Origin of the sequence: Eubacterium sp. OM08-24 (assembly GCF_003438075.1) — a bacterium.
Lineage (GTDB): Bacteria > Bacillota > Clostridia > Oscillospirales > Acutalibacteraceae > Ruminococcoides.
In genome coordinates this window covers 55,137-72,216 of the sequence record NZ_QSTA01000005.1, presented here as the reverse complement: position 1 = coordinate 72,216, position 17,080 = coordinate 55,137, and the positions used below count along the sequence as shown (strand labels likewise).

Below are 17,080 nucleotides of genomic sequence, written 5' to 3'. Positions count from 1 at the left end.
ATCAGCACAATACTTAAATGTATTTAATTTTATCGTTACAAACTGCCGATTTTGTGAATACAATGTTACCGAATCTTTCAGAGAGTTTACGGCAAAGCGGATTTATTACAATATCTTCTGTTTTAAAATGACCTGCGTCTACAATTGAAATTCCGAGTTCGTTTGCAAGCAGAATTTCGTGGTGCTTAATTTCGCCTGTCAGCAGAACATCCGCCCCCTCATAAAAAGCCTCTGCAATGTTTGAGCCGCCTGCCCCCGATGATACGGCAGCCTTGTGTATTTCGCTTTTTACATCTGTGTAGCGCAGTCCGTTGCAGTCAAGGGCAGTTTTTACAGCTTTTGCAAAACTTTCAATATCTGTATCAAGCTCGCCAATAAACAGACATTCGCCGCTGCTGCAAAGTTTTGTGTTTTTTAACCCCACCGCATTTGCAAGGCAGAGATTAACGCCGAAAGTATTGGATACATCAAGGTTTGTGTGCATACATACGGCAGAAATGTTTTTCTGTGCAAGTCGGTAGGGCACAGAGTTTGAGTTTAACTTTTTTATGGCATTAAAAATAACGGGGTGATGACTTATGATAAGCTCTGCACCGAGCCTGTCTGCTTCGTCAACGACCTCGTTTGTTATGTCAAGAGCAACAAGCACTCGGCTTACAGGCTTATTTTTGTCGCCTATAAGCAAACCGCAGTTGTCAAAATCCATAGCGGTATCAATGGGTGCAAATTCCTCAAAATATTCAAGTATATCTTTAATTGTAGTCATCAGAGCATCTCCCTCAGCTTTTTTGCAATTTCGGCATAACGGGCATCGCCCTTAGCTTGTTTTTCAAGTTTAGCAATGTGCTTTTCAATAAAAAGCCTATGTACGGAATTTGTAGACGGCTGTAATTTTGCGCAGTACAGCTCGGTTTGTGTGTATTCGTGCTTTTTGCCCGAATAGCTTGCAAGAAGTACGGTGTAGCATTTTCCTGCGGCGGTACAGCAGTCTTGCTTTAAAATTTCAAATCCGTTGTCAAAAAGGTATTTAATAAGGACTTCACTCTTGGTCATCGGCTGTAAAATAAAGTGCTTTTCGCTGTTCTTTGCATATGTACAGCGGTCAAGAATAGTGGCAATAAGTTCTCCGCCCATACCGGCAATTACAAAATCGTCAGCTTCGTTTTCGCCGATATTTTCAAGACCGTTTGAAAGCCTTGTGGAAATGAGGTGTTCGGCATTGAAATTCATTATTGCCGCCTGACCCCTTGAGAGAGGGTCGGGGTTAATGTCGGCGGCAATGGCAGACGGGCAGGTGCCGTTAAGGCACAGCCACAGCGGAAGATAGGCGTGGTCTGTGCCAATATCGGCAAGCCTTGCGTTTTGCCTTACAAAATCCGCACACATTCTAAGCCTGTTGTCGAGAGATATTTTATTTTGCAAATTAATCAATCCTTTCAGCCCGAATGTGAAAAACGGACAAATTATTTGTTTGCAATCTGATTGAGAACATCAATAAGCTCATCGGCATTTGCGCCATGAACCATACAAGCCTCTTCGATTGTTTCGCCTCTTGAAGCGGGGCAGCCAAGGCAGTGCATACCAATGCTGAAGAAAGCCTCAGCAGTTTCGGGATATTTGTCGAGAACATCACCGATGATAGAATTCTTTGTGATTTCCATAATTAAAAACCTCCTTGTCGGCAAAGCCGAAATTTAAATCCGCAAAAGCAGATTTATCCGCCAAAATACAGTTTCAGCGGATAAATCATTATAACATATTCTTTAACCTAAAGTCAAAAAATATATATTAAATTTTTGGATTTTTTACTTTACCTCTGTAAAGGTAAATTCTCCGTCTGCAAAGTCGCATTTAACCTTGCTGTTTGCCTTGACAGAGCCGTCAAGCATTTTTTCCGAAAGCGGATCTTCAATGCCTGATGTTATAGCTCGGCGAAGAGGTCTTGCACCGTAGATTTCATCAAAGCCCTTGTCGGCAATAGCTGAAATAGCCTCGTCTGTAAACTCAATCTCAATTTCCATATCGGACAAACGCTTTTTAAGACCTGCAAGCATCTTGACTGCGATTTCCTTGATCTCGTCCTTGCTGAGTCTGTCAAATACGATGATGTCGTCAATACGGTTAAGAAATTCGGGACGGAAAGCCTTTTTAAGTTCGCCGAGCACAAGCTCCTTGGTGTTTTTGATTTCCTTGTTTTCACTGTTGTCATCGGTAAATCCGAGTGAACTATGATTTTCCGTAAGAAGTTTTGCACCTATGTTAGATGTCATAATGATAACAGTGTTTTTGAAGTCAACCGTTCTGCCCTGTGAGTCGGTAAGTCTGCCGTCATCAAGGATTTGGAGAAGAATGTTAAATACATCCGGGTGTGCCTTTTCGATTTCATCAAAGAGGATTACCGAGTATGGTTTTCTTCTTACCTTTTCCGTAAGCTGACCGCCCTCGTCAAAACCGACATATCCTGGAGGTGAACCAACAAGACGGGATACCGTATGCTTTTCCATATATTCACTCATATCTATACGGAGCATTGCGTTTTCATCGCCGAACATAGCGGCGGCAAGCGCCTTTGAAAGTTCGGTTTTACCTACACCTGTCGGGCCGAGGAAGATAAACGAACCGATAGGACGCTTAGGGTCTTTAAGACCTACTCTGCCACGACGGATTGCCTTGGCGATAGAGCTTACTGCCTCATCCTGACCAACAACTCTTTCGTGGAGTTCTTTTTCAAGATTAAGGAGTCGCTCGCTTTCCTCTTTTGTAAGCTGAACAACAGGGATTCCTGTCCATTCGGATACAATTTCTGCAATGACCTCAGGTGTTACTTCACCGTTGCGGTTTTCTCGGCTTTCGTACCATTCCTTTTTGGCTGTGTCAAGCTGTGACTGAACATTTTTCTGTTCATCTCTTAATTTTGCGGCACGCTCAAAGTCCTGCTCGTTAATGGCGCTTGCTTTTTCCTGCTCAAGTTTATCAATCAACTCTTCAAGTGACTTAATGTCAGGCGGCGAGGTAAGACCTTTTAACTTTACCTTTGACGCACCCTCATCAATAAGGTCGATAGCCTTATCAGGCAGGTATCTGTCGGCAATGTAACGAGAAGAAAGATTTACGGCGGCCTCAATAGCCTCGTTTGTAATTCTTACCTTGTGGTGTGCCTCGTAGCTGTCACGCAAGCCTTTAAGAATTTCAACAGCCTGCTCCTTTGTAGGTTCGCCAACCTTTACAGGCTGGAATCTACGCTCAAGAGCCGCATCCTTTTCAATGTATTTTCTGTATTCGTTAATGGTTGTTGCGCCGATAACCTGAAAGTCGCCTCTTGCAAGCGACGGCTTTAAGATGTTTGCTGCGTCCGCACTGCCCTCGGCAGAACCTGCGCCTACAATGGTGTGGAGCTCATCAATAAAGAGAATAGTGTCCTTTGATTTTTTAACCTCATCAATGGCGGATTTAATTCTCTCCTCAAAGTCGCCACGATATTTTGCACCTGCAATCATACCTGTAAGGTCAAGGCTTACAACCTTTTTGTCACGCAGAATCTCAGGTACATTGCCGTTTACGATTTCAAGGGCAAGTCCCTCGGCTACGGCCGTTTTACCTACGCCCGGCTCACCAATAAGAACAGGGTTGTTCTTTGTACGCCTTGAGAGAATCTGAATAACCCTCTGAATTTCTTTTTCTCTGCCAATAACAGGGTCAATTTCGCCGTTCTTGGCAGCCTTTGTCAAATCTCTGCCGAATTTCTCAAGTGCGGAGCCACCCTCGTCCTTGCCTTGTGGGTAGCCGTTTTCCATACCTGAGAATTGCGCCTCGGACGCACCCTTCTGCAAACCGCCTGCAACTGCATTTGCGATTGCATTGGAGCTTACACCGAGCTTTCTGAGAATACTTGTTGCGTAGCTGTCGCTTTCGGAAATGATTGCAAGCAAAATGTGTTCAGTGCCTACATAGCTACTGCCTGCCCTTGCCGAAATCATCATTGCTGTTCTGAGCACACGCTTTGTGCGTGGGGTAAAGCTGTCGGGGGAGAGGGAAGTCTGAATACCTCTGCCGTCAACATTGGCAATCTCTTTTTCGAGTGCCTCCGCCGTTACGCCGCATTCCTCAAGAGCGGCGGCTGCAACACCGCTGCCCTCTTTTATAAGACCAAGCAGAATATGCTCGGTGCCAATATAGTCGTGACCGAAATTTTGAGCTGACTCAATAGAAAGGTTTAATGCCTTGTTTGCCTTTTGAGTAAATCCTCTGAATTCATACATAATCGTCAGTCCTTTCGATAATTTTTTACTGATTATTTTTTACACTTCTTCAAGTGTTTTTCTGAGCAAATCTGCTCGTGCTACATCTCGCTGAGCAGCGGATAAATTCTTGCCGCTGTTTACCATAAGTGTAGCAGGTTCAACATCTGTCATCAGCTTGTCTATGGTGAGCAAAGGAATATCCTTTAACTGTCCGCAAACAATGCCAAGACGAACATTTGAAAGCAGCTGCAAAGCCTCGTCATGTGTGATTGTACGGGCATATTTAAGAATACCCAAGCTGCGGCTTATGCTGTCCTGAACATCAATGTTTGAACAAATACGCTCTCTTGCAAGTTCCTCTTGCGAGATAAGCTGTGATGTTATATTTTTAAGGTTTTCAATGGCTGCCTTTTCGGATATGCCAAGTGTAACCTGATTAGAAAGCTGGTACAAACTGCCCTTTGGCTCTGTGCCCTCGCCGTGAGTGCCTCTTATGGTAAGACCGAGTTTTGAAAGATTGCCTGCAATTCTGCCGATTGCTCGGCTCTTTTCAAGGGCAGGCAGGTGGAGCATTACAGAGGCTCTCATACCTGTACCAAGGTTTGTAGGGCACTGGGTAAGATAACCGAGCTTTTTGCTGAAAGCAAAGTCAAGGCTTTCATCAAGCAAGGTGTCGAGCTTATCGACAAGGTCATATGTCTGCTCAAGTGCAAGTCCCTTTGTGATTGCCTGTATTCTGATGTGATCCTCTTCGTTAATCATAATAGAAAGGCTTTCATCGGAATTTACAAGCAATGCTCTGCCCTCTGTATTGCTTATGAACTCAGGACTTACAATTCTGCGTTCCACAAGCGATACGCACTGTGCCTCGGTGAGGTCACTCATTTTAATGAATTTAAAGTCGGAGGCAATAGAGCTGTTGCTGTTTTTAACGGCAGATCTTACCTTTTCAATAACCTTTTCCATTCCCTCGGCAGAAAGCTTACAGGGGAAAGGAAAATCCTTTAGGTTTCTCGCAAGTCTTACTCTTGTGGAAATTACTGCATTGTCACTCATTATTATGCCTCCATTCCTTTGATTATATCTCTTAATTCAGCGGCTCTCTCAAAATTTTGTTCCTTAACCGCTGCGTCAAGCTCGCTCTTCAACTGAGCAATTTTTTCTTCCTTGGTAGGTTCGTGCTTTTCGGTTTTCTCAACCTTTTTGCCGCTGTTCTTGCCGCAATGTGTTGTGTTGCCGTGAATTCTTCTTATCAGTGGGAAAAGCTCGTCACCAAAGACATCATAGCAATCGGCACAGCCTACATGACCTGTTTTTGCAATTTCCGAATAAGTGCTGCCGCAGGTTTCGCATCTTCTCGCCTGAGTTCTTGCAGGAAGAGCGTTTCCAAAGAAACTTCCGAGGAAGTTTGAAAACTCGTCTTCAATATCTGAGAACACATTTGTGTATCCCATCTTCTTTGCACATTCACTGCAAAGGTCATATTCCTTAATTTCTCCGTTGATTATAGATTTAACATGAGTGTTAGCGTTATTAACACCGCATTTTTGACATTTCATAATAAATACCTCCTGCTCTTATGATATTGCTAAAAGCATATTTTTAAAAAGATCGGCTCTGAGCGAATCTCTTTTTTCCTGCTCAACGGTATGCAACGCTCGGTCAGACAACGCAGATGCCATAACCTTTGCAATGCTCAGCTCAATAATTGACCTGTTGACCATATTGTTAAGCATTGCCTCGGCTGACGCTTTGTCAAGCGAATTGCCTACCGAGTTAATTATATGCATTATCGCAGTACCTCTATCCATACTTACACGGCTTATTCTAATGTAACCGCCGCCGCCTCGTCTGCTCTCGACAATGTAACCTTGTTCGGGGGTAAAGCGTGAGGTGATAACATAGTTTATCTGACTTGGCACACAGCCAAGATTTCCTGCCAACTCATTTCGCTGAATTTCCGCACTGCCGTTTTGCTCGTCAAGCATTTCTGTAATATATTTAGCGACCAAATCGCTCATTCTCATCTTTTCTCGCCTCTCTTTCAGATTGTGACCTTATTATAAGACTAAAGTCAGAGAAAGTCAAAGTCAAATAAAGTCAAAAATTAAATGCTAATTTAAAAAATACTCGCAAATACTCCCGAATACTCGCAAATACTAAATTTTAAAATATTTTTGACTTTTTCTGACCTTTTAGCTTTTTGCCGATATTTACTTGACTTTTCACAACATACATATCAAAAATACTCATATAATAAGCATAGAAAAAGCAAAACGGAAGTGATAAAATGGCGGCAAATGAAAATATAAACATAGACAGCGAGCTTAAAAAATTGGCGCAGGAATTGTACTCGGACTTGGGGCTTGATTTGTCAACGGCGGTAAATCTGTTTTTAAAGCAGTCACTGCGTGAGCAGAAAATCCCGTTTGAAATAAAGCGTGAAAGTGATGAAGAAGGCTTTTTTGATACTTTAAAAAGTTTTTCGAAAAAGTCGGAATATTCATCTTTTGCAGAGATTGTTAATCATACTGCCGATTAAAATTATAAAGGCTGTCCCATAAATTACCCAATACAACAGCATTACCTATGCAACAGTGCTTTTTGCGCTTTGCATAGGCAGTGCGACATAATGCAGTAAGAAAAAATTATTTTGTGCCTTGAATGCCTTTTTAGCCTTGCTTTACTTAAAAACGGCTTGAATACTGATAAAAATAAGCATAAGGATTATTTTTACCGAATATAAATTAATTAATTTAGCAAGCAATAATATTTCTACAAAAGAATATATAAACTGCCATCCACATAGTGACAAAACGATTGTCGGCGAAAATTTATAATATATGTAAAGGTTGCAGACAATGCTATCTATTATAATAAAGAAAAGGATGTTAAAAAATGGAGGCAAAAAAAGCTCTGGTTCGCAAAAATATTGATGGCTCGGCTGAATTTGCAAGAACTGTAATTACAAACATTGTGTATTTTGTGAGCGGTGTTCTGGTGTCAAAGGGGGCAATGCTCGGAAATTTATCGCCTTTTGGTGCATCTTTTGCGGCGGCAGTACCAAAAAAGTATTTACTGTCGGCTCTTGCAGGTACGGGACTCGGGTATATTTTGCTCACACCCTCAGACAGCTTTAGATACATAGCCGTTGTGGTTGCAATAGGCGGTATAAGGTGGCTTACAAGCGACATAAAGCGAGTGAAAAACAGCGTTCTGTTTGCTCCGCTGACTGCGTTTTTGCCGATACTCGCAACAGGAGTTGTACTTACCTTTGTCAGCACAAGCACCTTGTCATCTATAACAGACTGCATCATTGAGGCTGTGCTCGCAGGTACGGCGGCTTACTTTTTCAGCAGTACGGTAAGACTTGCAAGCGAAAGACGAAGTATTGCAGCTTTTTCTCAGCAAGAAACCGCCAGCCTTGTGCTTACAGGCTGTGTGCTTATGCTTTCGTTCGGCAGTGTTGCCATTGAGGGTATATCCGTAGGCAGGATTCTTGCAGTCCTCGTCACCTTGCTTTGCGCAAGATACGGCGGTGTTGCAGGCGGTGCGGTTTGCGGAATTGCAACGGGCGCAATATTCAGTATTGCAAGCCGCAATCAAGGCTTTATCTGCGGCGGATATGCTTTTGGCGGTCTAATGGCAGGACTTTTCTCAACAGTAGGAAAGCTCGGCTGTGTGATAGCCTTTATTATTTCCGATGCGGTAATGTGCCTTGCTTTCAGCGACAGAATAGCGCTTGCCGAGGTGCTTATAGAAAGCTTTACGGCATCTGTAATTTTTATGATTTTGCCAAAGGAAATAGGAAGCTTTATAGCTCCTGTTTTTTCGCACGAAAAAAATGCCTCGCTTGGCGAAACACTGAGAAAAAATGTGGTTATGAGGCTTGATTTTGCGTCTAAAGCTATTAATAATGTTAAAAATGATGTCAACGGAGTATCCGACAGGCTGAAAAGGCTGTATTCACCCACGCTTGATATGGTATGCGACAATGTCAGAAAAAATGTCTGTTCGGGTTGTGGATTAAAGGTATATTGCCATGATAAGCAGGAGGGGGTGACCTATGATGATTTTCGCCGCCTTGAAGAAAGGCTTGAGCAACAGGGCAGAGTTAGCGAAAATGATATAGAAGAAGTCTTTGTTAAGAAATGCTGTAAAAAACGAGAAATTGCCGACAGTATGAACATCAATTACAGGGAATATATTTCCTGCCTTGAGGCTCAGCGCAGGGTTGACGATGTGCGCAGTGTGGTAGCAGGTCAGTTTTCGGGAATCGGCGATATATTAGCCGATTTGTCAGACGAATTTAAAAGTGCCATGCAGTGCAACACCGAGGCATCGGAAAGGATAATTTCAGTACTTTCCGCAATGGGAATTATCCCCATGGAGTGCGTTTGCCTTGTGACCTCGGGCGGCAGAATGAATGTGGAGCTTTCAATTTCTCCAAAGTCAAAGCGCTTTTCAAAAGGTGTGCTTATGCGTGAAATTTCCAAATGCTGTGGCAGAAGATTTGACTTGCCTCTGATTACAAAAGAGGGCGGAACTATCAGAGCAAAGCTATGCGAAATGCCTGTTTATGATGTTGAGATAGGTACGGAACAGCACATTGCAAATCGTGGCAAGCTGTGCGGCGATTGCCTGAATTACTTTAATGACGGTACAGGCAACACCTATGCCATTGTGTGTGACGGTATGGGTACAGGCGGCAGAGCGGCGGTGGACGGCAATATGGCAACTTCTATTATGACAAGGCTTTTAAAATCGGGACTTACTCCCGAAAGCTCACTGCAAATTGTTAATTCCGCACTTATGGTAAAGAGCGAGGACGAATCTCTCTCTACTGTTGATGTTGCAAAGGTAGATTTATACAGCGGCAGGGTAACGCTTAACAAAGCCGGAGCGCCGCTCACTTTTATAAAGAAAAACGGCAGGGTAATGACGAAAGAAATGCCGTCACTGCCTGCCGGAATACTAAACAATATTAAATTTTCGACCGATACGGTTAGCTTAACAACAGGAGATATGGTGGTTATGGTGTCTGACGGAGTATTGACCGGTGATGAAAAATGGCTTGAAAATCTGATTAGAACATGGAACAAGGGCAGTACGCAGGAACTTGCGCAGGCGGTTGTGGCAGAAGCAATAAAGCACCGAGATGACGGTCACGATGACGACATTACGGTGCTTGCGCTAAAACTGACTGATAATGAATAATCAGAAATCAACTGTTCCTATGTAAAGAGGAATGTCGCTTTCATTGTCTATCAGCATAAATATGAACGGACGGTCAAATTTTAAAGTGCCGTCGGCTTTTTTAGAATCTTTATTAAGTGTATTGGCTGTAACTGTTGCCTTAACGCTTTCACTGCCGCCTACACCCACAGGATTTACGGTGATTGACGGCTGAATTTCCGAGATGTCATTTACAAAGAGATCATCGGAGAGGGTGATGTTTGAAAGGTTAATGTTATCGGTAAATAAATCCGCAAGACCGCACTCCTCAAGCTCGGATTTAAGACTTGCAGGCTTGCCGTCGGATTTAATGCTGAATTCGGGAACAGCCGCATTTGTGAGTGAAGTGATTTTAAAGCTTTCGAGCATATCGGAATACTCAAGATTTGTCAATGAGGATATGTAGCTTTCGAGTGAGATATCCTCATTTGGCATAATAGCGGCAAATTTTACGGGAGTGTTGCGCATATATTTTATAATGCCCTGAGCCTTGCTTGTGTGGATGTAGTTTTCGGCAGAGGTCATATATTTTACGGTTTTTTCTCCGCTTTCCGAGTAGAAAGTGCCGTCGGCAACCGCATCGGTTTCGTAAGCTGTAAGCCACTCATCATACACATCAGAGGTGCTTGTGCAGAAAAGGTTGTTTGAGTTGTCAAGCGAAGAAACGGCATTTTCACCGAGAACGGAATTAACCTTTTTCACTGCATTTTCATCAGAGAAAACAAATCTGAAAATGTCTGAACCGTAAAAGTTTGCGTTTGCGGTGAGAAAGTTCTTTCTTATGTCAACGGTGTCGTTAAAGAAGATTGACTGGTTAAGTTTTAGGTAAGCCTTTTCTTTGTTTTTGTCCTTTTCATCGGTGCTTGTGCCGTCATTTGAAAAGGCTTTAAGTCTGCTCTGAAAATACGATGAACATTGATTTAACGCATCAAGAGTAAGCTCGTCACTCAGTGCGTTTACAATATTTGTCTGGCTTTGTTTTGCCGCACCGTTTGCCATAAGACTGAGTGTGAGGGTTGTGTTGGCAGGCGAAAAAACAAAGCTTTTTTTGTCGGAATTATTTTTATAATAATTGCGGAAGAGCTTTAGTTCAAAATCGCTGACCTCGCTTGAATATGAGTTGTATTCGGTAGGAGCGGTAACAGCGCCGTCACCGTAGTTGAATGTGGTTTCAATGTCGCTGTTTCTTTCCGCATCATTTGAGAGAGTTTCTTTATCAGAAAAGCTGTCTGCGCTTGAGCAGGCAGTAAAAGTAATGGTGATCAAGCCTGCGCAAAGCAGTGCTGAAATTGATTTTTTCATCAGTTATAAATCTGTCCTTTCTTATTCTTCATTGACAAGCCTTTTGGCGAGGTTATATATTTTTTCTGCCGAGTTTTCCTGCGCAAGGTTTTTGCATAGCTTTTTCATCTCGGCAAGTTTGTCGGGATTACCGAGCAAACGGCAAACCTGTTCAGCGCCGTTTACCTTGTCAAGCATAATCGCAGCGCCTGTTTTTACGAGAAATTCCGCATTATCTCTTTCTTGCCCCGGAAAAGCATTGTAAATAGCAAGCGGAAGTTGGCAGGCAAGACTTTCCGTAACCGTAAGTCCGCCCGGCTTTGTTACAATAAGGTCTGAAATATGCATATAGTCCTCAACATTGTTAACAAAGTACAAAAGTTTAGTGCAGTCCTGAGCATTGGTTTCTTCCATAACCTCTTCAAGATGAGAATAAAGATGCTTATTTCTGCCGGCAATTACAATAAACTGTATCTGCTTTTTTTGCATAACAAGGCTTTTGTAAAACTTCAGCACGCTTGTTACACCAAAAGAACCAGCCATAAGCAGAACGGTAGGAATATTAGGGTTTAACCCCTCTCTTTTGCAAATTTCGGCTTTATCATACGGCTGAGAAAATCTGTCAAAAATCGGAATACCGAGCGGATAAATTATATTTTTATCTACATCATATTCGTCTGTGAGCTTTTCTGCCATCTGCGGTTCGGCAAGCACATATGCGTCAATATTCGGCACAATGTAGGTGCGGTGAGCGTCATAATCGGTAATAAGGCTGATTGCCTTAGCGGTAATCTTGCCCTTTTTTCTGAGCTTTGAAACCATAGTTGTTATAAACGGATGGCACATAATAATGACATCGGGCGCAAAGTCATCGATAATGCTCAAAAGTTTGTTTGACATTGCGGTGTTTGACTTCATAACAGCGTCATAAATAATAGTTTTGCGGTCGGTAACCTTGTAGCATACACCGTAAACCTTTGGAATTTTGGTCGCCATAAAGTGATAACCGCCGCATACCGTCTTATCGTAAACCTTGCCGATTGCCTTTAAAGCGTCAACAACCTTTACTTCGCTTTTGGGGTCAAGCGACTTTATTTTATCCTCAAGTGCGGCGGCGGCTCTTTTATGACCTCCGCCCGTTGAGGCGGTAAAAATCAATATTCTCATAATAAATTAGCTCCATTAATAATAATGTCTTTTAAGTATATTATATCGTTAATATAAACAATTTTCAACCTAAAAGTAAAAAAGATTAATAAATAATTTTAAGCAATAAAAATCAGTCATAAAAATATGGCATAGCATAAAAATTAATGCTGAAAGTATAAATAAAATTTGGGAATTATTTTAGCTTGAATTTTGAATTTTTCCCTTTATTTTTATAAAAAAGTGTAGTAAAATTATAGTATTAGCATACATAATAAAGAAATTGCAAACATAATTTCCCGGATGGAGGAATTTTTTAATGGTCGATTATGACAAGGATTTTATTTTCTACGATGATACGGATGATGATTTCGTAGATGTTTCAAAAAGTGTAAACAACACTGAAAATAAAAATAATTCAAAAGGCAAAAACGATACTAAGCACTCGGGCGGCGCTCACCATTATGCCGATATCGTGTCTTACGAAGAAGAAAAGCCGAGAAAAAAGAATAACGGTAAAAAGACTGATAAAAATGACGGCAAAAGCAATAAAAAGAAGATTATTATTGCAAGCTGTGCGGCAGGTGCGGTTGTTGTAGGTATAGCGGTTGCAGGTGTTGTTATGCTTATGCCAAGCAAAAACGGACAGACAAATGCCGACAATCTCGGCTTGGGTTTCCATTTTTCCGATGATGCGCAGGTGTCGGGCATTTCGCTTGCAGGCAAGACCTATGACGAGGCACTTAAACTTTTGACAGCAAAGCAGGAATCCTTTATAAAGCCTGTTTCAATTTCCGTTAAGGCAAAGGACAAGACCTACACAATTACGGAAAAAGATTTAAAATATACATACAACACAGAAAGCGTACTTACTCAGCTGAAAAATGACGAGATAAGCAATGATAAGTCGGACAAAAGCACAAAGACATACACTATAATCGCAACCTGCACAGATGACTCCATAAAGAGCAATGCAGAGAAGATTAAAAAGGATGTTGATGTAGCGGCAACAAATGCTCGTGTATCGGAATTTAATCCGTATGACGGAGATAACAGATTTAAGTATGAGGACGCTAAAAAAGGCGCTGTGCTTGACAATAAGGATCTCATCACTCAGCTTTCATCTGCTGTAAAAAGCGGTACAGGCACAATGGCAATTAATGCTGTTGTAAAAGATGTAGACGCAAAAATTTCTGCCGATATGGTTAAGAAGAATATAATAAAGCTTTCTACTTACGAAACCGTATCTTACAATAACGCAAACGGCAACTCAAATATGAAAACCGCACTTGAGGCTTGCAACGGTTCTGTACTTGAGCCGGGCGATGTGTGGTCTTTCAACGAATGCACAGGCGACTCTAACCTTTCTGAAAACGGCTACAAGCCGGCAGGTGTAATTGCAGACGGCAAGCTGGTACAGGGCAACGGCGGCGGAATTTGTCAGGCAAGCTCAACTATTTATAATGCGGCTATCAGAGCCAATGTTGAGATTGAGGAAAGATATTGCCACCTTTGGGCATCTGACTATGTGCCGACAGGTCTTGACGCAACTATTGACTATCCTAACCTTGATTTGAAATTCTCTAATCCTACCGATTATCAGATGTTCATTGAATGTAAAATGGACGGCACAACACTTTCGGTTACATTTTGGGGTTGGAAGAGCTCGGATTATGATGAAATAAAGACAGAAAACGAAATCGGCTCTACAAGCGGAAAGGAATTTTCTGCAAGAGCATGGAGAGTATATTATAAAGACGGCAAAGAGGTTGATCGTGAGGAACTCCCGTCATCAACATATGAGAGCAGCGGCGGCATTGGCGGCGGTTCGGCAGACGGCGATAACGGAGTCGTTTCAACACCAAGCGACAATAACAGCTCAAGCTCGTCAAGCAATAACTCATCGTCAGGCAGCAGCTCATCATCGCAGGTTACTCCCGATATTCCAGCCCCTGCTCCTGAGCCGACTCCTGAGCCGACTCCTGAGCCAACTCCGGAACCAACCGTAACTCCCGAACCCGATCCCGAACCGACTCCAACAGAGCCTGAACCCGCTCCTGAACCAACTCCGACAGAACCGACGGTTGAAGAATAATCAGCAAAAACCTCCGTACTTTTGTGCGGAGGTAAAATTTTAGAAAAGAGGTGTGGTTATGCCGTATTCCGTAACGATAGATTTGCATGGGCAGACTGTTGAAAGTGCAGGCCAACTGTTGACGCAAAGGCTGAAACAGCTTTCTGACGAGGTGCGAGAGGTTACCGTTTTGCATGGATTTCATGGCGGCACTGCACTTAGAGATATGGTTCGCAGATATAAAAATCCGAGAATTGAGCGGAAAATACTCGGACTTAATCAAGGCGAAACGATATTTGTTATTATTCCAAAAAGCAAAAAGAAAGGTGAAATGTAATGTATATAGATTTTGACGGTATGCAGACAAAGAATTTGCCAAATTTCAAAGGCGGAGAAAAAGTATTTAAGGCGGATATGTTCGATGACGGAGATACTAAAATTATGCGTGGCAGACTTGAAAGCGGCGCATCTATCGGACTTCACACTCATGAGGACAACTGTGAGATAATTTATATTCTCAGCGGAAACGGCAAGGTAAAGTATGATGACACCGAGGAGCGACTTTCGGCAGGTTCGTGCCATTATTGCCCGAAAGGTCACAGTCACAGCCTTATTAATGACAGTGAAGAGGATCTTGTGTTTTTTGCAGTAGTTCCTGAGTTAAGATAAATCGAATACAATATAAAAAAGGACAGTTTTTTACGGCTGTCCCTTTTAATCAGGGTCTTTATAATGAGTTGGGGTAAATAATGGTTTAGCACACAAAGTTTGGTGTAATAAATTCAAAATTCAGGTCAACCCTTTTTAAAGGGTTGCGGGTTTGGGCAGAGCCCATAAAAAGTTTTATTTAGGACAAATTTGCAGGCGCAAACAGCTTGGCTGTTTGCATGCTAAGACTATGTTCGAAAAAACAGGCGACAGCCTTTAAAAAAGAATAATTAAAATAATGTGCCGTCATTGCGTAGCAAAGACGGCACAAATTATAAGAATATTTTTTTGTTGCTACCGCAATTAAAAGTTCATCGTTATGTTTAAGCCGCCAAACGGCAAGCTGTTTGGCTATCAAAAATTTGCAATAGCATAAAGTTTGTGGGCGTTGCCCACACCTACAACCTTTGAAAAGGATGACTAAACTTTTAACTTCGGGACGGAAAGTTTAGCTTTTGCTTTACTTTGTTGCCCGACCGAAAGTGCTATAAATCATTATATATAGTATAGATAATTTACTTGTTTTTTTCGCTCATTTCTTTAATTATATCAGCTACAAGCTCTCTTTCATCCATATGATATTTTACGCCCTTGATTTCCTGATAATCCTCGTGACCTTTGCCGGCAAGAACTATAATATCGCCGTCTTGAGCGTTTTCCATACAATATCTTATTGCGTCCTTACGATTTGGCACAACAACATATTTTCCGTCGGTTTTTGCAAGTCCTGTTTTAATGTCTTCGATAATATCCATAACATCTTCAAAGCGAGAGTTATCCTCTGTAATTACCGAAAGGTCGGAAAGTCTGCCCGAAGTTTCGCCCATTTCGTATCTTCTTACCTTTGGGCGGTTGCCGCCTGCACCAAACATTGTGATAAGTCGGTTAGGATTGTAAAGGCGAAGTGTTGAAAGTACATTTTCCATAGAAAGTGCGTTGTGTGCATAATCTATTATAAGTGAGTAGTTGCCCGGCACAGGCACAGGCTCAACTCTGCCCTTTACTTTTGCCTTGTGCAAGCCCTCTACAATGGCTTTGTCGGGAATATCAAAGAAAGATACTGCGCTGATTGCGGCAAGCGCATTGTAAACATTAAATTTACCCGGAATATTTACATCAAGAGAAAGCTGCTTTTTGCCGCTTAATTCAAAATGAACGCCGATAAATCCGTTTTCAAACAGCAAATGTTCGCCAGATGCAACAAAATCGGCTTTGTCTGAAAAACCAAAGGTAACAGGCTTTTCGGCTGCGAGCCTTGTAACCTCGGCAAACTTTTCGTCATCAATATTGCCTGCGGAGTGTTTGCACTGACCAAACAGCAAACTCTTGCAATAGAGATATTCTGCCATATCCTTGTGCTCAACACCGCCAATGTGATCGTGCGAAAAGTTTGTAAATACACCCACATCAAAGGTGATGCCGGCAAGTCTGTAATGCTTTAAGCCGATTGAGCTTGCCTCAATTACCATAGCCTCACAGCCACATTCGAGCATATCGTGCATTGCCTTTTGAATTTCGTAAGATTCAGGTGTGGTGTTGTCGGTTTTTACAATCTTGCCGTCATACAATATGCCGAGTGTGCCTATTGTGCCGGTTTTTATTCCTGCACTTTCAAGAATAGACGCAATCATAGCGGTTGTGGTTGTTTTGCCCTTTGTGCCTGTAATAGCAATCGTTTTAAGCTTCTCGGCAGGTCTGCCAAAAAGCTCGGCACTCATATATGCAAGCGCCTTTCTTGTATTGTCAACTTTAATGACTGCAACATTTTCGGGTACATCAAAAGGAAGATCATCGCTTATAATAAGCGCAGCCGCACCTTTTTCAACAGCGGATTGCGCATACTTGTGACCATCGGAAGTATATCCTTTAAGACATACGAAAGCTGTACCGTCGGTAACTTTTCGGGAATCATATATAATATCGGTTATTTCGGGATTGCCGTCATTTATTACGGTATATTCAATGTTTGCAAGTAAATTGCTTAGTTTCATAATAAATTCACTCCGTTTTTAGTTGTGATTACTATTACATTATAACAATTAGAGTTAAATAATACAATAATAATAATGAATTTTTTTGAGTGTGTTTGTTATGCGAAAAGACTTATTTTATCTATTAGTAAAAATCACCTAAAAAGTGCTTATGAAAGCGAAAATATGTGCATTTAGTCGATGTAAAACGAATTTAAGTTATTTACGAAAATAAAACGATAATCTCCAAATGGACAAGTTGCACAAAGATAAAACTGTTATTATTAACAAAAAATTAAATATAATTTTGTAAATAAAATCAAAATTTCAAAATTTAACTTGCAAAATGCACAAAAATAATTCAAAGTTTTAACACTCTGTATAAAAAGTACAAAGGTAGTTGCAATTTGTATGATTTTTTGGTA

At 41.7% G+C, this 17,080-nt stretch carries 15 protein-coding genes; 5 read left to right on the top strand and 10 right to left on the bottom strand.

Annotated features, from left to right (window positions below; translation table 11 throughout):
* Positions 1-13: 13 nt before the first annotated feature.
* The 7 genes from DXC23_RS08860 to DXC23_RS08830 form a co-directional block, all read right to left on the bottom strand.
* Positions 14-766, bottom strand: a complete 753-nt coding sequence (locus tag DXC23_RS08860; protein ID WP_117705755.1) for a Nif3-like dinuclear metal center hexameric protein — start codon at positions 764-766, stop codon at positions 14-16.
* Positions 766-1,422 carry a class I SAM-dependent methyltransferase gene (locus DXC23_RS08855; protein ID WP_117705754.1) on the bottom strand — a complete coding sequence of 219 codons (657 nt, stop codon included), beginning with the start codon at positions 1,420-1,422 and terminating at the stop codon, positions 766-768. The genes DXC23_RS08860 and DXC23_RS08855 overlap by 1 nt, the downstream gene beginning before the upstream one ends.
* A 41-nt stretch (positions 1,423-1,463) precedes the next feature.
* A complete protein-coding gene (locus DXC23_RS08850; protein ID WP_117705753.1) occupies positions 1,464-1,661 on the bottom strand; it encodes a DUF1858 domain-containing protein in 198 nt (65 codons plus the stop codon).
* Between the two features lie 144 nt (positions 1,662-1,805).
* Positions 1,806-4,259 (bottom strand): ATP-dependent Clp protease ATP-binding subunit, encoded by a 2,454-nt coding sequence (locus DXC23_RS08845; protein ID WP_117705752.1) that lies wholly within the window; start codon positions 4,257-4,259, stop codon positions 1,806-1,808.
* Between the two features lie 39 nt (positions 4,260-4,298).
* Entirely contained in the window at positions 4,299-5,297 is a 999-nt protein-coding gene (locus DXC23_RS08840; RefSeq protein ID WP_117705751.1) for a protein arginine kinase, read from the bottom strand.
* Positions 5,298-5,299: 2 nt separating this feature from the next.
* Complete coding sequence (locus DXC23_RS08835) at positions 5,300-5,800, bottom strand: UvrB/UvrC motif-containing protein (protein WP_117705750.1); 501 nt, start codon at positions 5,798-5,800, stop codon at positions 5,300-5,302.
* 18 nt (positions 5,801-5,818) lie between these two features.
* Positions 5,819-6,268, bottom strand: a complete 450-nt coding sequence (locus tag DXC23_RS08830; RefSeq protein ID WP_117705749.1) for a CtsR family transcriptional regulator — start codon at positions 6,266-6,268, stop codon at positions 5,819-5,821.
* 263 nt (positions 6,269-6,531) lie between these two features.
* Here DXC23_RS08830 and DXC23_RS08825 point away from each other — a divergent pair, with 263 nt between their 5' ends.
* Positions 6,532-6,783 (top strand): type II toxin-antitoxin system RelB/DinJ family antitoxin, encoded by a 252-nt coding sequence (locus tag DXC23_RS08825; RefSeq protein ID WP_117705748.1) that lies wholly within the window; start codon positions 6,532-6,534, stop codon positions 6,781-6,783.
* A 356-nt stretch (positions 6,784-7,139) separates the two neighbouring features.
* The gene (locus DXC23_RS08820) at positions 7,140-9,458 is read left to right on the top strand and encodes a SpoIIE family protein phosphatase (protein ID WP_117705747.1); all 2,319 of its coding nucleotides are present in this window, start codon (positions 7,140-7,142) and stop codon (positions 9,456-9,458) included.
* Here DXC23_RS08820 and DXC23_RS08815 read toward each other — a convergent pair whose 3' ends face one another.
* Together DXC23_RS08815 and DXC23_RS08810 are read right to left on the bottom strand one after the other, a co-directional pair.
* Entirely contained in the window at positions 9,459-10,778 is a 1,320-nt protein-coding gene (locus DXC23_RS08815) for a serpin family protein (protein ID WP_117705746.1), read from the bottom strand.
* A 21-nt stretch (positions 10,779-10,799) separates the two neighbouring features.
* A complete protein-coding gene (locus tag DXC23_RS08810) occupies positions 10,800-11,924 on the bottom strand; it encodes a glycosyltransferase (protein ID WP_117705745.1) in 1,125 nt (374 codons plus the stop codon).
* Positions 11,925-12,222: 298 nt separating this feature from the next.
* On the opposite strand from DXC23_RS08810, the gene DXC23_RS08805 reads away from it, so the two are divergent.
* The 3 genes from DXC23_RS08805 to DXC23_RS08795 are packed head-to-tail and all read left to right on the top strand — an operon-like array spanning position 12,223 to position 14,646.
* Positions 12,223-13,998 (top strand): VanW family protein, encoded by a 1,776-nt coding sequence (locus DXC23_RS08805; protein WP_117705744.1) that lies wholly within the window; start codon positions 12,223-12,225, stop codon positions 13,996-13,998.
* 58 nt (positions 13,999-14,056) lie between these two features.
* Complete coding sequence (locus DXC23_RS08800; protein WP_117705743.1) at positions 14,057-14,314, top strand: Smr/MutS family protein; 258 nt, start codon at positions 14,057-14,059, stop codon at positions 14,312-14,314.
* Complete coding sequence (locus DXC23_RS08795) at positions 14,314-14,646, top strand: cupin domain-containing protein (RefSeq protein WP_117705742.1); 333 nt, start codon at positions 14,314-14,316, stop codon at positions 14,644-14,646. Before DXC23_RS08800 ends, DXC23_RS08795 begins: the two co-directional genes overlap by 1 nt.
* A 554-nt stretch (positions 14,647-15,200) precedes the next feature.
* Here the strand turns inward: DXC23_RS08795 and DXC23_RS08790 are convergent.
* A complete protein-coding gene (locus DXC23_RS08790) occupies positions 15,201-16,676 on the bottom strand; it encodes a UDP-N-acetylmuramoyl-L-alanyl-D-glutamate--2,6-diaminopimelate ligase (protein WP_117705741.1) in 1,476 nt (491 codons plus the stop codon).
* Between the last annotated feature and the right edge of the window lie 404 nt (positions 16,677-17,080).